We start from the raw sequence: 16,017 nt of genomic DNA on the forward strand, positions 1-16,017 counted from the left end.
ATGGAAGACCTGATCGTCGCCTTCCTCCGCTCGGGAACGCCCCTCGTCTATGTCACGCTCGCCGGCGTGATCGCCCAGCGCGCCGGTATCTGGCATCTCGGTCTCGAAGGCATGATGATTACCGGCGCCTGCGCCACGATCCTCGGCATCGTGCTCGCGCAATCGGTCGTGGTCGGCCTGCTTGCCGGCGCGGTGTTCTGCTGCCTTCTGGCGCTGCTGTTCTGGTTCGTGGTGGAAGTGCTCAAGGCAAACCAGATCATCGCCGGCCTCGGACTGACGGGCCTTGGCCTGGGTGGCACCGCGCTGGCGCTCACCGCCATCTTCGGCAGCGAAGGCGCAGTCAGCGCGTCCTTCGGGCTGCCGCGCCTCGGCCCCGCCTTTGGTGCCTTCGGCGGATTGTCGGTCCTGGTCGCGGCCATGCCCTTCGTGGTGTTCGCCTGCTGGCTGCTGCTCTGCCGGACCCGCTTCGGCCTGCGCCTTGCAGCCTGCGGCGAGCATCCGTTCGCCGCGCGCGCGACCGGTGTCAATCCCGGCACGATGCGGCTGGTGGCGCTGTTGCTCGGCGGGCCGCTCTGCGCCCTCGGCGGCGCCGAACTGGCGGCCGGAAGCCTGCAGATCTTCTCGGTCAACATGACCGCCGGCCGCGGCTTCATGAGCTTCGCCGCGGTGATCTTCGGGGCAGGCCATCCGCTCGGAGCGACGCTTGCCTCCTTCTTCTTCGCACTGGTGGGCGCGCTCGGCATCCGCGCGCAGCTGAGCTATGGCGACCGGATCCCGAGCAGCCTCCTGCTGGCGCTTCCCTATGTCGCCACGGTGGCGGGACTCTGGCTGTCGGCGCGCATGCGCGGCGGCAATGCAGCCTCGAGCCGGGAGCTGGGACAGCAATGAGCGCCCCCCGTCCGGAGACGATCCTGATCCGCGGCGCGGATGTGCTGACCATGGCGGCGGGGGACAACCCGGTTCCGCGCCGCGCCGACCTCCTGATCGAAGACGGACGGATCGCCGGACTGGGGGAGGTGCTGCCGGTCCCCGACGGCGCGCAGATCGTTGAGGCGGCCGGCCGGCTGGTGATGCCGGGGCTCGTCAACGCCCACCTGCATTCCAGCGAGATGTTCTACCGCGGGCGCTACGAGCGGATGCCGCTCGAAAGCTGGCTGTGCTGGTCCTATCCGTTCCTGGGCTCCTCCCCCGTCGACCTCGAGATGCTGCGCCTGCGCAGCCTGCTGGTCGCGATCGAATCGCTGCGCTCGGGCGTGACGATGATCTCGGACGATTTCTTCGATCCGCCGACCCAGGACATCGAACGCCTGGGCACGGTGTTCAAGGCCTATGAGGATGCCGGCATCCGCGCCAATGTCTCGAGCGGGCTGATGAACCTGCCCTATCTCGACACGCTCGCCCATGCCCGCGACGTCTTTCCCGAAGAGGTCCAGGCGCAGCTCGATTTCCCGCTGACCGGCGCGGCCGACTATGCCGCGTTCTGCAACGAGGTCTTTCAGAGCCTGCACGGACGTGGCAATGGCCGGCTGCGCTTCATGCTGGCCCCGTCAGGCCCTCAACGGTGCAGCATCGACCTGATGCAGGCCTGCCGCGATTTCGCCCGCCGGTGGCAGGTTCCCTATCACACCCACGTGCTGGAAACCCGCACACAGGCGGTCACGGCCGACAAACTCTTCGGCGGCTCGATTGTCCGCTTCATGCGGGATCACGATCTGCTCGGCCCGGAAGTGCTGATGGCCCATGCCGTCTGGGTCAGCGACGAGGATATCGCGCTGATGGCCGAGGCCGGGGTGTCGGTGTCCTGGAACGCGCTCGCCAATCTCAAGCTGGGCTCGGGGCTCGCGCCGGTGCGGCGCATGCTGGATGCCGGCATCAATCTCTCGCTCGGCACCGACGGCGCCTCCTCCAACGACACCATGCGCCTGTTCGATGTCATTCGCGTCGCCGGATTGATCTCCACCGCCACCCGCGCGGGACCGGCCCAAGGGCTGTCAGCCGGTGAGATCCTGCAGGCCGCGACGCTGGGTGGCGCCAGGGCCGCGATGCTCTCAGAGACCACCGGGTCGCTCGAAATCGGCAAGCAGGCCGATCTGATCCTGCTCGATCCGTCAGGCGGCACCGCCTTTACGCCCAGCTCGGACACCGCCCGGCAGCTGGTCTATGGCGAGAACGGCAGTTCCGTCGAAAGCGTCATGGTGGACGGGCGGTTCGTGATCCGGGACGGTGTGTTTGTCACGCTCGACGAAGCGGCGATCCTCGCCGAGATCCGGGACAGGATGCCGGCATTCCTCAAGATGCATGAGACGGTCGAGGCCGCGAACGCATTCCTCGTTCCCCTGTTCGAGGAGGTCATCGGCCGGTGCGACGGGGACCGCCTGTCCACCGAAGGCGAACGCCGCCTGCCTTGCTGATCCGGCCTCCGCACCGATGGCCTCGCGATGACGCCGCATCGGAGCGCCCGGGTCAGATGGGCGCCGACAGTCCCACGGGAAGCACGACCATGCCGCCTTCCGCCTCGCCGAAATAGGCGTTCACCCCGTAGACCGCGCGCAGGGTTTCCGGCGTGAGCACCTCTTCCGGCATGCCATCTGCGACCAGGCGGCCGCGGTCGAGCAGGATCAGCCGCGTGCAGCTTCGCGCCGCAAGGCCGAGATCGTGGGTCGAGACCAGCACACTGCGCCCTTCGTCGGCCAGGGTCCGGAAGGTCTGCATCAGGCCGATCTGGTGGGCCGGATCGAGGCCCGCGGCCGGCTCGTCGGCCAGAAGCAGCGGCGTGTCCTGGGCCAGCGCGCGGGCGGCCAGCACCCGCGCGAGTTCGCCGCCCGAGAGGGCGGTGGCCTCGCGCTGCCGATAGGCCGTGACATCCATCAGCTGCATCGCCCTGTCCACCGCCGCCTGGTCGCTTGCACGCATCGGCGACAGCCGCTCGAGATGCGGCAGCCGGCCGAGCGCCACCAGCGCCTCGACCGACATCGCCCAGGCCACCTCCCGCCTCTGCGCCATATAGGCGACCTTTCGGGCACGACCGCGCGACCCGAGGCTCTCGGCCCGCACCCCGTCCAGCCGGATCTCGCCCTTGCTCCGCAGCAAGCCCATGATGGAGCGCAGCAGCGTGGACTTGCCCGCGCCGTTGGGTCCGATCAATCCGACCAGTTCCCCGGCGCCGACCCCGAAGCTGACGTCATCGAGCACCTGCCTTTTGCCGAGCGATGCCGACAGATGCGAAACGGCGAGACGCGTCATGCCGCCTTCCTCCGCTCGCGCCAGACCAGCCAGAGGAAGAAGGGGGCGCCGACGGTGGCGGTGAGCACGCCAAGTTTCAGGTCGCGCCCGGGCGCGAGCACGCGCACCAGGATATCGGCCGCGAGCACGACCGAGGCACCGCCGAGCGCGCTCGCCGGCAGGAGCCGCGACGGCCGGCCTCCCGCGAGCGGCCTGAGCAGATGCGGCACCACCAGGCCGACAAAGCCGATGGCCCCGGCCACGGCGGTGGCGGCGCCCACGGAGGCGGCCGTTCCGAAGATCGCCAGCGCCTGTACCCGGCGCATGTCGATGCCGAGGCTCGCGGCGGTCTCGCCGCCGAGCGTCAGCGCGTCGAGCGCCCGCCCGAGCATCATGAGCGCGCCCCATCCCGCCAGCATGAACGGCAGCGCCAGCCACACATGCGTCATCGACCGATCGCTCAGCGAGCCCATCATCCAGAAGATGATCTCGAGCGCGGCGAAGGGATTGGAGGACAGGTTGAGCGCCAGCGACGTCATCGCCGCGGCGAAGCTCGACACGGCGACGCCGGCAAGGATCAGCGTCAGGGTGCTGCCCTGCGCGCCCGCCATCGCCTGCACGATCACCACCGCCACGCCCGCCGCCGCAAGCGCCGACAGCGGAAGGGCAAGCGGAAAGAGCGCGCTCAGCCCGGTATAGATCGCGATCACCGCACCGAGCGACGCCGAGGCGCTGACACCGATCAGTGCCGGCTCGGCCAGCGGGTTGCGCAGATAGCCCTGCAGAACCGCGCCGGAAAGCCCGAGCGTGATCCCGATCATCAGCCCGAGCAGGGCCCGCGGCAAGCGGATCTGCTGCATGACGAGAGCGACCGCATCGCCGCGCTCCGACACCAGGGCCGCGAGACTGTCGGCAAAGCCGATGCCGGCCGGCCCCACCATCAGCGACAGACAGAACAGCACCAGCGTCGCCAGGCCGAGACCCGCGAGCGTGAAGCGGTAGAGGCGCGCCTCGCTCATCGGGTTGGCGCCCCGCGGGCATCCGCGCCCCCGGCCAGCGCCCGCACCGCCTCCGCCGTAAACGGCGCGCCGCAGACCGTGTAGCGCGAGGCGATGTCGACCAGACCGCTGAGCCGGGCCTGGGCCCGGAAGGCGGGATGGTCGAAGCCCTGCTGCGCGAGCGCCGGCGCCATATAGCCGCGGTCGGCGGTCACCAGAAGGTCGGGCGCGGACATCAGCAGGAGTTCGAGCGGCAGCCGCGCCATGCCGGCATAACCGAGCCGGTCGGCGATGTTGGTCAGCCCCGCCCGTTCGATGACGGCGTCGACCAGCGTGCCGCTGCCGGACGTGTAGCTGTTGGCGTACCAGGCAGCGACCGTCATGCCCTCATGCCCGTCGGTCGCGATCGCGGCCAGACGCCGGTCGAGCTCGGCCATCCGCGCGGCTGCCCGTTGCGGCTGCCCCAGGATTTCGCCCATGCGTTGGAAATTCTCGCGGATGTCGTCGAAGGAGCTTTCCGGCGCGAACTCCTCGACCCGGATTCCGAGTTGCCGGAGAAGCGCGACGGTGGACCGGGTCGTATAGGTCCCGGCCAGCACCAGGTCGGGACGCATCAGGAAGATCTCCTCCGCCGATCCGCGATTGGCGACAAAGGCGCCCGCCTCGGCGGCAAGTGCGGAGGAATTCGGGTCCGACGCCACGTGCGAGACCGAGTGGAGCTGGCCGGGCGCCGCCACGAGCATCGCCATCTGGTCGGTGCAGACATTCATCGACACCACGCGCCGCGGCGGCCCGGCGGCATCGGCGGCGGAACCCGCGCCCGCCAGCAGCACGAGCGCCAGGCCGATCCGCACGGGAAGCGCCGCCGCGGCCATGGTCAGAAGCTTCCCTTCAGGCCGAGATAGGCCGTACGGCCGGGCGTGTTGTAGCCGAACACTTCCTCGTAATCCTCGTCGAACAGGTTCTCGATGCGGACATAGCCTTCGAGATGCTCGGTGAACCGGAAGCTGCCGCCGACATTGACGACGGTGAAGCCGTCGAGCGTCACCCGCGAGGGCAATGACGGCACGAAGGCGTTGTCGATCATCTCGCCGTTGAACGTGGCCTCGCCGAAGATGCGGGCGCGCTCGTCGAGGAAGCTGTAGGCCGCGTTGAGCGAACCCGCGTGCTTGGGGCGCCGGGCTTCCCGGATCCGGGGACCACCAATGGCGGCCTGCTCGGTGGAATCCGTGTAGGTGTAGCTCGCACCGGCCGTAAACCCGTTCTGCAGGTCGAACCGCACCGACACTTCCACCCCCTGCCGCTTGCTCACGCCATCGAGATTGACGGAAGACGTATAGGCGGCGTCATAGGCAATCTCATTGGTCAGGTCCTGATTGAAATAGGTCACGTCGAGCACCAGTCTCCGGTCGAGGAAGCCCTGCTCGATGCCAATGTCCCAGCCCTTGCTTTCCTCGGGCTTGAGATCGGGATTTCCGATGAAATAGCCCGGATTGTAGCCGAACTGCTCGTAGAAGGTGGGATTGGTGACGCCCTTGCCGTAGGAGGCATGCAGCCGGGTCTCCGAGCCGGGGATCCGCCACGAACCGCTCAGGCTGTAGGTGGTGGCATCGTCGAAGCGGTCGTTGAAGTCCTGCCGCAGCGCCGCATTGATATTGAACTGGTCCAGAAACTCGCCCCGGTATTCGCCGACCACCGCATCGGTCCGCCGGGTGTAGTTGACGCCGTTGTGGGAGGGCTTGAAGCTTTCCTTTTCCCACTCGTAGCCGCCGGTGATCCGGTGGCGGGCGTCGAAGAGGCCCGGCGTGTCGAAGCTGTAGCTCGCCTGGTAGGTGGCGGTGTAGCGGTCGCCGTCATCCGAAGTGTAGGCCGGATCGAACGCGCCGGGCACGTCATTGGCGCTGGCGTAGCTGTCGCGGTGGGCGGTTCTGGCGGCAAAACGCATCTTCTGCGTGAGCGCTCCGTCGAGCGATGTCAGCGTGGCCCCCACCGACCCCGTCAGCTCGCGGCTCTTGGTCCAGTCGGGCGCGTCGATGATGCGCCCGTAATTCGGCCCCGGCAGATAGTCCGGGAAGCCCGATGTCGAGAAATCCTGCGGGTCGGTCTCGTTCTTGCGGTTGACGTAGCGCAGCGTGCCGTCAAGCGTCAGGCTGTCGGTCACATCGATATTGAAGCGCCCGTTCAGGGTGGCGTTGCGGTCGCCGTCTTTTTCGGTGCCGAAATCGGAGATGTTGTAGCCTTCGTTCTGTCGGACCACGCCCGACAGCGCCACATCATAGTTCTCGGCGCCGCCGGACAGGGAGACGCCGCCGAGAAACGTGCCGTCGGTGCCGGTCTCGGAGCGGGCCTTGACGCGCCAGCCGTCGCGGCTGCCCCGCTTGGTGATGATATTGACCACGCCGGCGGTTGCATTGGAGCCCCAGAAGGCGCTCTGCGGCCCACGCAGGATCTCGATGCGGTCGATGTCGTCAACCAGGAGACCGCCGAAATCGAACTCGCTGCTCCAGGTGTCGCCGGCCTCGACCCCGTCAATCATCACCAGAAGATGGTTGGCTTCCGCCCCGCGCACGCGCACCTGGGTGAAGCTGCCATTGGGTCCGCTTCGCGAGACGGCGAAGCCCGGAACCTGCCTCAGCGCATCGGTGACATAGCGCACCTGATCCTTCTCGAGTTGCGCGCCGCTGATGACCGTGAACGCCCGGCCGGATTTTTCCTGTTCGATCGGGGTCAGGCCATCGGTGACGAGGATCGTCTCGAGCTGTGTCGGCTGGTCCCGATCCTGCGCAAGCGCCTGCCGTTCAAAGACAAGGGTGGTCGTTGCCAGCGCAGCCGCGCCGGCCAGATAAATCGTTCGGTGCATAAAAATCACGTTTCCCGTTTCAGGGAGCGGCGCAAAACCGCTCCATTGCCTCTTCAACCGCGAAGAGGGGAGAAACCGGGTTCGAATCACAAGACACGATGCACCCTTGGCTCTTCCCGCACGCGGCAACACTCTTCCTGTGTCACCGCAACGGACTGCCGCGCCTGACCACCCCTCGTGGCTAGGCATGGGTGACTGGAACTGGCAGGTCTCCTGACTTCCGTGTCGTCACCCCCATCCGCCTTCCCGAACAGCGACGCTGGCCAGTGGCATGTGGATGGAGGCTCTACGGTTACAGTTGCGGGGGCAGTCGCGGATTTGGCTGACACCCAGCCTCACCGCGTTCCCTTTTCATCCGTCTCGCGACGGAACCGGCTCCGGCGCGGACATTACCGGGCGATCAAAAGACCTGTCAACAGCATGCCGTTGGGCCCGCGCGCCCGGGGGCCGGCAAGCCAGGCCCGCAGCCACCGGCGCAAAGGCGCAGAGTTGGTCCTCCGACGGCCCGGACAAGGGCGAAACGGGCCGCCCCGCCCCGGCAACGGCACCTCGCCGGGCGGCACCCGCCCCGCGTCGCGACACCGTCGCGGCACTATGGCGCAGCTTGCCGGCGCAGATCGTCCGCCCCCCCACGCCTTCCGGCCAAATACCGTGAGCCGCGTCCCCGGAGACGCGTCAGGCAGCCCAAATCAAGCTCTTGCCAAGCCCCCGGCGATCGGCTCATCTGGCAACCTGCATCATCCTTCAGAGACCTCCTCCATGCGCAACACCCACACCGTCGTCGACCTTGTCGACCATCACCGCTCCGATCTCACCGCACTTGCCGACCGCGTCTGGGGCATGCCCGAAACGCTCTATGCCGAGTACCGCTCCTGCGCCGAGCACACGGCCATGCTGCGCGAGAAGGGCTTTGCCGTGACCGAAAACGTCGCTGGCATTCCGACGGCGGTGATGGGCGAAGCCGGCGAAGGCGGGCCGGTGATCGCGATTCTCGGCGAATACGACGCCCTGCCGGGACTGAGCCAGGTCGCGGGCATCGCCGAGCCGATGCCGCTGGAGCCGGGCGGGAACGGCCACGGCTGCGGCCACAACCTGCTCGGCAGCGCGGCGCTGCTTGCTGCCTGCGCGCTCAAGGATTGGCTCGCCGAGACCGGTACGCCGGGCCGCGTGCGCTATTACGGTTGCCCGGCCGAAGAGGGAGGGGCGGCCAAGACCTTCATGGTGCGTGACGGCGCGTTCGCCGATGTCGATGCCGCGATCACCTGGCATCCCGACTGCATGACCCGCGTCGACGATCCCGAGAGCCTTGCCAACACGCGCATGGATTTCAGCTTCTCCGGCCGGGCGAGCCATGCCGCAGCCTCGCCGCATCTCGGCCGGTCGGCACTCGATGCGGTGGAACTGATGTCGGTGGGGGTCAACTATCTGCGCGAACACGCCGTGCAGGACGCGCGCATCCACTACGCCTATCTCGATGCCGGCGGCACTGCGCCGAACGTGGTGCAGGCGCAGGCGAAAGTGCGCTACTCGATCCGCGCGCTCAAACTCGCCGACATGCTGGCGCTGGTCGAGCGGGTCAAGAACGTGGCGCGCGGCGCGGCGCTGATGACCGACACCCAGGTGGAAATGCAGGTGTTTTCGGCGGTCTCGAACAATCTCGTCAACGAGACCATGGACCGGGCCATGCACCGGGCGCTCGAAGAACTCGGCGGCGTGCCGTTCGACGAGGAGGACCGGGCCTATGCGCGCGCGATCCAGGCGACGCTGTCCGAACACGACATCGCAGCCCCTTACCGGATCGTGGCGATGCCGCCGCGCAAGGGCGAGGTGCTGTGCGACTACATCGTCCCGCTCCGCCCCGGCGGCGAGAAGATGGTAGGCTCCACCGACGTGGCCGACGTGACCTGGGCGGTGCCCACCACCGAGGTTCTGGTGGCGACCCATGCGATCGGCACGCCGGCGCACAGCTGGCAGATCACCGCGCAGGGCAAGTCGCCGGCCGCCCACAAGGGCATGACCCATGCGGCCAAGGCGATGGCCCGCTGCGCCGAGATGCTGTTTGCCGAGCCGGGCCTGCTGGCCGAAGCCAAGGCGGAGCACGCCGCCCGCCTTGCCGAAACGCCCTATACCTGCCCGCTGCCGCAGGACCTCAAGCCGCCGCTGGTTCCGCGCCCGGTCTGAGGCGGACACGGCTCAGGCCGGGTCCCCGATGTCTCACGCCCGCGTCCGACATCAAGCCACGGAGTCAGTCCTCTGACTTGTATCTGCGCGCAATCTCCGTCGCGCCCTTCAGCAGGATGTTGGCGTCGACATCGACGGCAGTGAAGGTGGTTCCCAGCCCGATGCAGCGTTCGACGAATCCCGGGTCGAGCGAGAGGATGCCGGCGGGCTTGCCCGCGGCGCGGATGCGCGCGATCGCATCCTCGATGGCGGCGACGACGTCGGGATGGGCAGGATTGCCCGGATGCCCCATCGAGGCGGCGAGGTCGGCGGGGCCGATGAAGATGCCATCGACGCCATCGACGGCGGCGATCGCCTCGATTTCGCCGAGCGCATCGGCGGTTTCGACCTGGACCAGCAGGCACAGCTCTTCCTCGACGCGGGTGGCGTAATCCTCGACCGTGCCGTAGCGGGTGGCGCGGGTCAGCCCCGCAAAGCCGCGCAGGCCGCGCGGACCGTAGCGCATCGCCTCGACCGCGGCGCGAGCCTCGGCCGCATTCTGGACATAGGGGATCAGCAGCGTCTGCGCGCCGGCATCGAGCAGACGCTTGATCACCGCGATGTCGTTGCTCACCGGCCGGACCACGGCGCTGACCGGATGCGGCGCCACCGCCTGCAACTGCTCGAACACGGTCATCGGATCGCCCACCGAATGCTCGGTGTCGAGCAGCAGCCAGTCATAGCCGCAGGTCGCGAGCGCCTCGGCGGTAAATCCGGACGGCAGCGTGACCCAGAGGCCGATCTGCTGGCGGCCTTCGGCGATGGCATGCTTGAAGTCATTGCGGGGCAGTTTCATTCATTTGCCTTTCCGGACAGGCGCGGCGCTCAAGCCGCCCTTTCCTGGGTTGCTAGGTCAGTCGCGCGACGCGGCGCAGCTCATCTGCCGTCGCCGCCGGGTAGCCGAAGAATTCGAGATAGGCCGGAATCTGCTCGAACAGCATGTCGGTGCCGATCTGCGTCAGGCAGCCGCGCCGGCGCGCGGCAGCGACGAACGGGGTTTCGTCCTGTTTCATCACCACCTCGCCGACAAAGGCCGCGGGGTCGATCCGGTTCACGTCCACCGGCAGCGGGTCGCCGTCGGTCATGCCGAGCGGGGTGGCGTTGACGACGATGTCCCAGCCGGCCGGATCGCGCACACCGGTGGACAGGGCGATGTGCGGGTAATGGTCGCGGAGCCGGTCGCCGAGCCGTTCGGCCGCGCCCGGGCGGGTATCGGCCAGGCCGAGTTCAGCGGAACCGGCGGCCGCGAGCGAAGCGGCGATCGCCGAGCCGACACCGCCGCTGCCGATCACCAGGGCCCGAGCGCCCTGCGCCCTGCGCCCCTTGCGCTGCATGCCGCGCACAAAACCCTCGCCATCGAACATGTCGCCGACAAGCCGACCCTGTTCGTCGCGGCGGACGGCGTTGCAGGCGCCGCAGATCCGGACGGCAGCGCTCGCCCGGTCGAGCAGAGCCACCGTCGAGACCTTGTGCGGCATCGTCACCAGCGCGCCGCGGATGTTGCGCAGCCGGAACAGGAGCGGCAGGAACGCGGCGTAATCCTCGGCTTCGCAACCCATCGGCACCACCCGGGCATCGATGGCTTTCGCTTCGAACCACGGATTGTAGATCAGCGGCGCGCGAAAGGACTCCGTCGGCACGCCGAGATGGGCGATCAGCTCGGTGGTTCCGGAAATCACAGCGTCACCGCCTGGTCGGTCGCTGCCGAACGCCTGAGCGCATCGATCACGCGCAAGGTCGCAAGCCCTTCGCGCGCGGAGACCAGCGGCGCTTCGACGCCCCTGACGACACGGGCGAACTGGGCGATCTGGCGGACCAGCGGGTCTTCGCGCCCGACCGGATGCGTGGTGGTTGACAGGGGTGCTTCCCAGCTCGCCGCGCCGGGATGGGACCAGACCCGCCCGTCCGGAAGCTGCAGCGAAGCCTTGGTGCCGCCGATGAAATAGCAGGACTGGCCGGTGGGCGGATAGGCGGGATTTTCCGCCGCGGTCAGCTCCCAGCTCCAGGGCGCCACGACCGTGTCGGAGAGGCTGAAGCTGCCGAGCGCGCCGCTTTCGAAGCGGAGCAGCATTGCCGCCGTGTCCTCCACCGCCCCGCCGCGCACGGCATTGGAGGCGAGCGCCCGCACCCAGACGATCTCGCCCACGAGATGGCGCAGGAGATCGATGTCGTGGATCAGGTTGATCATCAGCGGCCCGGCGCCCGGCTCGCGGCGCCAGGCGGTGTCGAAATAGTCTTGCGGCTTCATCACCCAGAACATGCCGTGCACCGCGACGATCGTGCCGAGGTCGCCTGCCGCAAGCCGTTGTCGCGCAGCCTCGATCAGCGGATTGTGGCGGCGATGGTGACCGACGGCCAGGGGCACGCCCGCGCGCTCGCCGGCGGCGACGAGCGTCTCGGCAGTCTCGAGGTCGCTTGCGAGCGGCTTTTCGATCAGCGCCGGAATCCCGGCCGCCACGCAGGCGAGCCCGTTCTCGACATGCAGCCGGTTCGGGGTGGCGACGATCACGCAGTCGGGCCGCACAGCCGGATCACCATGCTCCAGCATATGCCCGAGCGACGCGTACCAGGGCGCGCCGATCTCACGCGCAAAGGCCCGCCCGGCGTCCGAAGGGTCGACAATCGCCTGCAGCACCACCCCCGGGACCGCGGAGATGGCGGCCGCATGGCGCCGGCCGATCAGGCCCGCGCCGGCAATTGCCAGTCGCACGGGCTGCGTCATGGCCGCGCCCAACCTGTCGTCCGGCGGGTTCCGGCAGTGCGTGGAGGCAAGGGAGACATCAAGACGGTTGCCCTTTTGATAAAATTGCCTATGATTTGCCTTATGTCCTATATTCATGAAAACAGTCAAGCTGAAGCAACGGAGACCATGCGGTGATTTCGGCGGCAGAGCATGACACGATCGGCGACAATGCCTATCGCACCATCCGCAATGACATCATCTTCGGGCAGTTGCGCCCGAGCGAGAAGCTGCGGCTGGAAAACCTGCGCAAGCGCTACAATGTCAGCGTGACGACCCTGCGCGAAATTCTCAACCGGCTGACCTCGGACGGGCTGGTCGTGGCCGAAGGCCAAAAGGGGTTCGAGGTCGCCAGCATCTCGGATGCCAATCTGCGGGAAGTCGCTGAACTGCGGTTGCTGGTCGAGGGACACGCCGTCACCCGCTCTTTCGCGGCAGGCGATCTCGACTGGGAATCCCAGGTGGTGGCGGCGCATCACAAGCTCAAGCGGCTCGAAGCCCGCATGATTGCCGGCGACGCGTCGGCGCGGGACGACTGGAAGCGCGCCGACTGGGGGTTTCATCACGCGCTCATCATGGCCTGCGGGTCGGAAACGCTGATGGAGTTGCATGAGCAGCTGTTCGACAAATATCTGCGCTACCAGATCCTCACGCTCGCGTTCCGGGGAGAGAACGCGGCAAGTGAACACGCGGACCTGCTGCAGGCCGCCTTCGACCGCGACAGCGAGAAGGCAAAGGAAATCCTCGCCCGCCACATTCTCGGCGGCGTGGAATTCATCATCAGTTCGCGCAAAACGACGCAGGCCGAGGAAGCTGCGCGCGAGCCGGGACCAAATGCCCTATAGAACGAAGAACATATGTTGAAGTAACTGGGGCTTTGTGACAGTTTTTCTGCATCCGGCGGCCCGAAAACCGCCGGATCAACATTGGGAGGACACAATCTATGACACGTTTCACACGCCGCATGGTGCTTGCTTGCGCCGTTTCGGCCAGCGCGCTGTGCCTGGCACCCGCCGCCTTCGCGCAGGACAAGCTGACCTTGCGCATGTCGACGCCGGCTTCCGACTCCGACCAGCGCTCCGTCGCGCTGGCCACCGTTTTCGCCCCTGCCGTCGCCGAGTTCGCCAGCTATGAGCCGCATTACAACGGCTCGCTGATCGCCCAGGGCGCAGAACTCGAGGCCATCGCCTCGGGCGACCTGGAGATGTCGATCGCCTCGGCCCAGGAACTGGCGACCTTCTTCCCCGAATTCTCGATCTTCGCCACCGGCTATGTGCACCAGAGCGCGGCCCACCAGGTCAAGGTGTTCAACGACCCGCTGATGGACCCGTTCAAGAAGAAGGCCGAGGACGAACTCGGGGTCAAGCTTCTCGCGGTGATGTATCTCGGCCGCCGCAACGTGAACCTGCGCCAGAGCAAGGAAGAGCTCACGGTGATGACGCCCGAGGACCTGGCGGGCGTGAACCTGCGCATGCCCGGCACCGACGCCTGGCAGTTCCTCGGCAAGGCGCTCGGCGCCAACCCGACGCCGATGGCCTTCACCGAGATCTACACGGCGCTGTCGACCGGATCGGTCGATGGCCAGGACAACCCGCTGCCGACCGTGGTCGACGCCAAGTTCTACGAGGTCACCAAGCAGGTGGTCCTCACCTCGCACCTGGTCGACCTCAACTATATCGCCTTTTCCAAGGCCACATGGGACAAGCTGACCCCCGAACAGCAGGCCACGGTGCAGAAGGCCGCCGATGACGCCGCCGAAAGCGGCCGCCAGGCGCAGCTGAAGAAGGAGGAGGATCTGGTCTCCTTCCTGCGCGACCAGGGGCTCGACGTCTACGAGCCCGACCTCGCGGCGTTCCGCACCCACGTCCAGGCCCAGTATACCGGCTCGGAATTCGCACAAAGCTGGCCCGAGGGTGTCCTCGAAAAGATCAACGCGCTCGGCGACTGACCGTCCCGCCGTCCCTGCGGCGCCGCGCGTTTCAAAGCAAGTGCGACGGCGCCGCAATTTTCCTGGAGGCATCCATGCGCGCGTTCCCGTGCCGGAAACGATATGAGGGCGGCTGCAGCAAGGCCGCGCCGGCGCCGTGATTCGCGGTCTGGCCCAAGGACTGCGGCGCGCAGGCGAATTCGTGGCGGCCATGATGATGGCCGCCATGTTCCTGACCTTCATCTTGCAGATCGCCATCCGCTACTCCGCCAAGCTCGACTGGATCGCCGAGGCGGTGCCGATGCTGGAACCCAGCCGCTATGGCTGGACGCTGGAATTCTGCCTGGCGCTGTGGGTATGGATCGTGTTCTGGGGCGCCGCCTTCGTGGTGCGCGAGCGCGATCACGTGACCTTCGACATCCTCTACAGCCATGTGAACCCGCGCCAGCGCCGCTGGTTCGCGGTGATCGGCGGGCTCGCCGTGTGCGCCGGGCTGTTGTGGTCGCTGGAGCCGACCTGGTCGAAATTCTACATCCTGCGGCTCAAGAAGACGGCCACGCTGTCGGGCCTGCTCGGTGACTGGGTCAGGATGCGTGACCTCTATGTGATCTATGTGGTGTTTCTGGTGGTGGTCGCCGCGCGCTACGGCTGGCGGGCGCTCGAAGCGCTGCGCCACGGCGCCGATCTCGATCGCCCGGACGCCAAGCTCGACGCCAACCTCGACGCCGACCTTGGGGAGGGCGCCAGCAAATGAGTCTTGCCTTTGCGCTGTGCCTGCTCGCGCTGTTCGTGCTGGCGGGGATCGGGGTTCCGGTAGCCTATTCGATCCTGGTGGCGTCCTTCGTCTATCTGGGCCTGAACGGCCAGGGCGTGGGCATCGCCGGCAAGGTGCTGATGGACGGCCTCTACCAGAGCTTCATCCTGCTCGCGGTGCCGCTGTTCATCATTGCCGCCAACATCATGAATGCCGGCACCATCTCGGAGCGGTTGCTGCAGTTCTGCGTGGCGGCCGTGGGCCGGTTCCGCGGCGGGCTCGGCCACGTCAACATCGTCGCCTCGCTGATCTTTTCGGGCATGTCGGGCTCGGCGGTGGCCGATGCCGCGGGCATCGGCAAGATCATCATCGGCATGATGACCAAGAGCGGCCATTACACCCGCGGCTATGCCGCCGCCATCACCGCGGCCTCGGCCACCATCGGGCCGATCATCCCGCCCTCGATCCCGATGGTGCTTTACGCGCTCGTCTCCAACACCTCGATCGGCTTCCTGTTTCTGGGCGGCATCGTGCCGGGCCTGTTCATGGGCGTGGTGCTGATGGCGATGAATGGCTGGATCTCGGTGCGGCGCAATTTCGCGCTCGAAGAACCGGTGCCGCTCAGGGACCTGCCGCGCCACACCGCCAACGCGTTTCCGGCGCTGTTGATGCCGGCGATCCTGCTCTACGGCATCTATGGCGGCGTCACCACGCCGACGGAGGCCGCCGCGGTGGCCGCGGCCTATGCCCTGCTGCTCGCAAGCCTGTTCTACCGCGCCCTGTCGTTGCGGGCGCTCTATTCGATCCTCATCGAAAGCGCGCGGTCCTCGGCCGCCGTGGGCCTGGTGATCGGCGGCGCGCTGATCCTCAACTACGTGGTGGCCTCCGAGAACATCCCGAACCTCGTCGCCCAGGCGCTGGTCGGCCTCGACGTCTCGCCGCTCACCTTCCTGATCGGGGTCAACATCCTGTTTCTGCTCCTGGGCTGCGTGCTTGATGCCACCACCATCATCCTGGTGATCATTCCGCTGTTCCTGCCGAGCTGCCAGCAGCTCGGGATCGACCTGGTGCATTTCGGCGTTGTGGCGGTGGTCAATTGCATGATCGGCCTGATCACGCCGCCCTACGGTATCCTGCTGTTCGTCATCAACGCCGTCACCCAGATCCCGCTGCGCGAGATCATCGCCGAGATCTGGGCGTTTCTGGCGGTGCTGGTGGCGGCACTGGCGGCGCTGATCCTGTTCCCGGGCCTGGTGCTGTGGCTGCCCCGGATGTTCGGCTATCCGGGATAGGCCG

14 protein-coding genes and 1 riboswitch are annotated in these 16,017 nt (G+C 67.4%); of the genes, 7 read left to right on the forward strand and 7 right to left on the reverse strand.

Annotated features, from left to right (window positions below; all coding sequences use genetic code 11):
• On the forward strand, positions 1 to 888 hold the full coding sequence (locus AWJ14_RS18990; RefSeq protein WP_066183077.1) for an ABC transporter permease: 888 nt from the start codon (positions 1 to 3) through the stop codon (positions 886 to 888).
• Entirely contained in the window at positions 885 to 2,411 is a 1,527-nt protein-coding gene (locus AWJ14_RS18995) for an amidohydrolase family protein (RefSeq protein WP_066183082.1), read from the forward strand. Before AWJ14_RS18990 ends, AWJ14_RS18995 begins: the two co-directional genes overlap by 4 nt.
• A gap of 52 nt (positions 2,412 to 2,463) precedes the next feature.
• On the opposite strand, the gene AWJ14_RS19000 is transcribed toward AWJ14_RS18995, so the two are convergent.
• The 4 genes from AWJ14_RS19000 to AWJ14_RS19015 are packed head-to-tail and all read right to left on the reverse strand — an operon-like array spanning position 2,464 to position 7,080.
• Positions 2,464 to 3,243, reverse strand: coding sequence for an ABC transporter ATP-binding protein (locus tag AWJ14_RS19000; protein ID WP_066183087.1), 780 nt, complete (start codon positions 3,241 to 3,243; stop codon positions 2,464 to 2,466).
• Complete coding sequence (locus AWJ14_RS19005) at positions 3,240 to 4,241, reverse strand: FecCD family ABC transporter permease (protein ID WP_066183090.1); 1,002 nt, start codon at positions 4,239 to 4,241, stop codon at positions 3,240 to 3,242. Before AWJ14_RS19005 ends, AWJ14_RS19000 begins: the two co-directional genes overlap by 4 nt.
• Positions 4,238 to 5,095 carry an ABC transporter substrate-binding protein gene (locus AWJ14_RS19010; protein WP_066183093.1) on the reverse strand — a complete coding sequence of 286 codons (858 nt, stop codon included), beginning with the start codon at positions 5,093 to 5,095 and terminating at the stop codon, positions 4,238 to 4,240. The genes AWJ14_RS19005 and AWJ14_RS19010 overlap by 4 nt, the downstream gene beginning before the upstream one ends.
• A gap of 2 nt (positions 5,096 to 5,097) precedes the next feature.
• Complete coding sequence (locus AWJ14_RS19015) at positions 5,098 to 7,080, reverse strand: TonB-dependent receptor plug domain-containing protein (RefSeq protein ID WP_066183095.1); 1,983 nt, start codon at positions 7,078 to 7,080, stop codon at positions 5,098 to 5,100.
• A gap of 186 nt (positions 7,081 to 7,266) precedes the next feature.
• Positions 7,267 to 7,471: riboswitch (cobalamin riboswitch) on the reverse strand.
• Positions 7,472 to 7,839: 368 nt separating this feature from the next.
• Here AWJ14_RS19015 and AWJ14_RS19020 point away from each other — a divergent pair.
• Positions 7,840 to 9,261: an amidohydrolase gene (locus AWJ14_RS19020; RefSeq protein WP_066183097.1), complete on the forward strand. Its 1,422-nt coding sequence runs from the start codon at positions 7,840 to 7,842 to the stop codon at positions 9,259 to 9,261.
• A 64-nt stretch (positions 9,262 to 9,325) separates the two neighbouring features.
• On the opposite strand, the gene AWJ14_RS19025 is transcribed toward AWJ14_RS19020, so the two are convergent.
• Genes AWJ14_RS19025 through AWJ14_RS19035 form a run of 3 tightly spaced genes read right to left on the reverse strand, consistent with a single transcriptional unit; the run spans position 9,326 to position 12,022 of the window.
• Positions 9,326 to 10,096 (reverse strand): aldolase/citrate lyase family protein, encoded by a 771-nt coding sequence (locus tag AWJ14_RS19025; protein WP_066183100.1) that lies wholly within the window; start codon positions 10,094 to 10,096, stop codon positions 9,326 to 9,328.
• Between the two features lie 52 nt (positions 10,097 to 10,148).
• Positions 10,149 to 10,979, reverse strand: a complete 831-nt coding sequence (locus AWJ14_RS19030) for a shikimate dehydrogenase family protein (protein ID WP_066183103.1) — start codon at positions 10,977 to 10,979, stop codon at positions 10,149 to 10,151.
• Positions 10,976 to 12,022 (reverse strand): Gfo/Idh/MocA family protein, encoded by a 1,047-nt coding sequence (locus AWJ14_RS19035; RefSeq protein ID WP_066183574.1) that lies wholly within the window; start codon positions 12,020 to 12,022, stop codon positions 10,976 to 10,978. Before AWJ14_RS19035 ends, AWJ14_RS19030 begins: the two co-directional genes overlap by 4 nt.
• A gap of 152 nt (positions 12,023 to 12,174) precedes the next feature.
• Here AWJ14_RS19035 and AWJ14_RS19040 point away from each other — a divergent pair, with 152 nt between their 5' ends.
• From AWJ14_RS19040 to AWJ14_RS19055, 4 genes are all read left to right on the forward strand, one after another.
• Positions 12,175 to 12,885, forward strand: coding sequence for a GntR family transcriptional regulator (locus tag AWJ14_RS19040; protein WP_139112704.1), 711 nt, complete (start codon positions 12,175 to 12,177; stop codon positions 12,883 to 12,885).
• Between the two features lie 98 nt (positions 12,886 to 12,983).
• Complete coding sequence (gene dctP / locus AWJ14_RS19045; protein ID WP_066183105.1) at positions 12,984 to 13,988, forward strand: TRAP transporter substrate-binding protein DctP; 1,005 nt, start codon at positions 12,984 to 12,986, stop codon at positions 13,986 to 13,988.
• Between the two features lie 190 nt (positions 13,989 to 14,178).
• Complete coding sequence (locus AWJ14_RS19050) at positions 14,179 to 14,721, forward strand: TRAP transporter small permease (RefSeq protein ID WP_066183580.1); 543 nt, start codon at positions 14,179 to 14,181, stop codon at positions 14,719 to 14,721.
• Positions 14,718 to 16,013, forward strand: a complete 1,296-nt coding sequence (locus AWJ14_RS19055) for a TRAP transporter large permease (protein ID WP_066183107.1) — start codon at positions 14,718 to 14,720, stop codon at positions 16,011 to 16,013. Before AWJ14_RS19050 ends, AWJ14_RS19055 begins: the two co-directional genes overlap by 4 nt.
• Positions 16,014 to 16,017 lie beyond the last annotated feature (4 nt).

The sequence above is a fragment of the Parahoeflea olei genome (assembly GCF_001703635.1).
GTDB lineage: Bacteria > Pseudomonadota > Alphaproteobacteria > Rhizobiales > Rhizobiaceae > Hoeflea > Hoeflea olei.

What these genes read in the sequence shown, in the direction of transcription:
- AWJ14_RS18990 (WP_066183077.1), top strand. Translation starts at nt 1, where the DNA reads ATGGAAGACCTGATCGTCGCCTTCCTCCGCTCGGGAACGCCCCTCGTC.
- AWJ14_RS18995 (WP_066183082.1), top strand. Translation starts at nt 885, where the DNA reads ATGAGCGCCCCCCGTCCGGAGACGATCCTGATCCGCGGCGCGGATGTG.
- AWJ14_RS19000 (WP_066183087.1), bottom strand. Translation starts at nt 3,243, where the DNA reads ATGACGCGTCTCGCCGTTTCGCATCTGTCGGCATCGCTCGGCAAAAGG.
- AWJ14_RS19005 (WP_066183090.1), bottom strand. Translation starts at nt 4,241, where the DNA reads ATGAGCGAGGCGCGCCTCTACCGCTTCACGCTCGCGGGTCTCGGCCTG.
- AWJ14_RS19010 (WP_066183093.1), bottom strand. Translation starts at nt 5,095, where the DNA reads ATGGCCGCGGCGGCGCTTCCCGTGCGGATCGGCCTGGCGCTCGTGCTG.
- AWJ14_RS19015 (WP_066183095.1), bottom strand. Translation starts at nt 7,080, where the DNA reads ATGCACCGAACGATTTATCTGGCCGGCGCGGCTGCGCTGGCAACGACC.
- AWJ14_RS19020 (WP_066183097.1), top strand. Translation starts at nt 7,840, where the DNA reads ATGCGCAACACCCACACCGTCGTCGACCTTGTCGACCATCACCGCTCC.
- AWJ14_RS19025 (WP_066183100.1), bottom strand. Translation starts at nt 10,096, where the DNA reads ATGAAACTGCCCCGCAATGACTTCAAGCATGCCATCGCCGAAGGCCGC.
- AWJ14_RS19035 (WP_066183574.1), bottom strand. Translation starts at nt 12,022, where the DNA reads ATGACGCAGCCCGTGCGACTGGCAATTGCCGGCGCGGGCCTGATCGGC.
- dctP (WP_066183105.1), top strand. Translation starts at nt 12,984, where the DNA reads ATGACACGTTTCACACGCCGCATGGTGCTTGCTTGCGCCGTTTCGGCC.
- AWJ14_RS19050 (WP_066183580.1), top strand. Translation starts at nt 14,179, where the DNA reads ATGATGATGGCCGCCATGTTCCTGACCTTCATCTTGCAGATCGCCATC.
- AWJ14_RS19055 (WP_066183107.1), top strand. Translation starts at nt 14,718, where the DNA reads ATGAGTCTTGCCTTTGCGCTGTGCCTGCTCGCGCTGTTCGTGCTGGCG.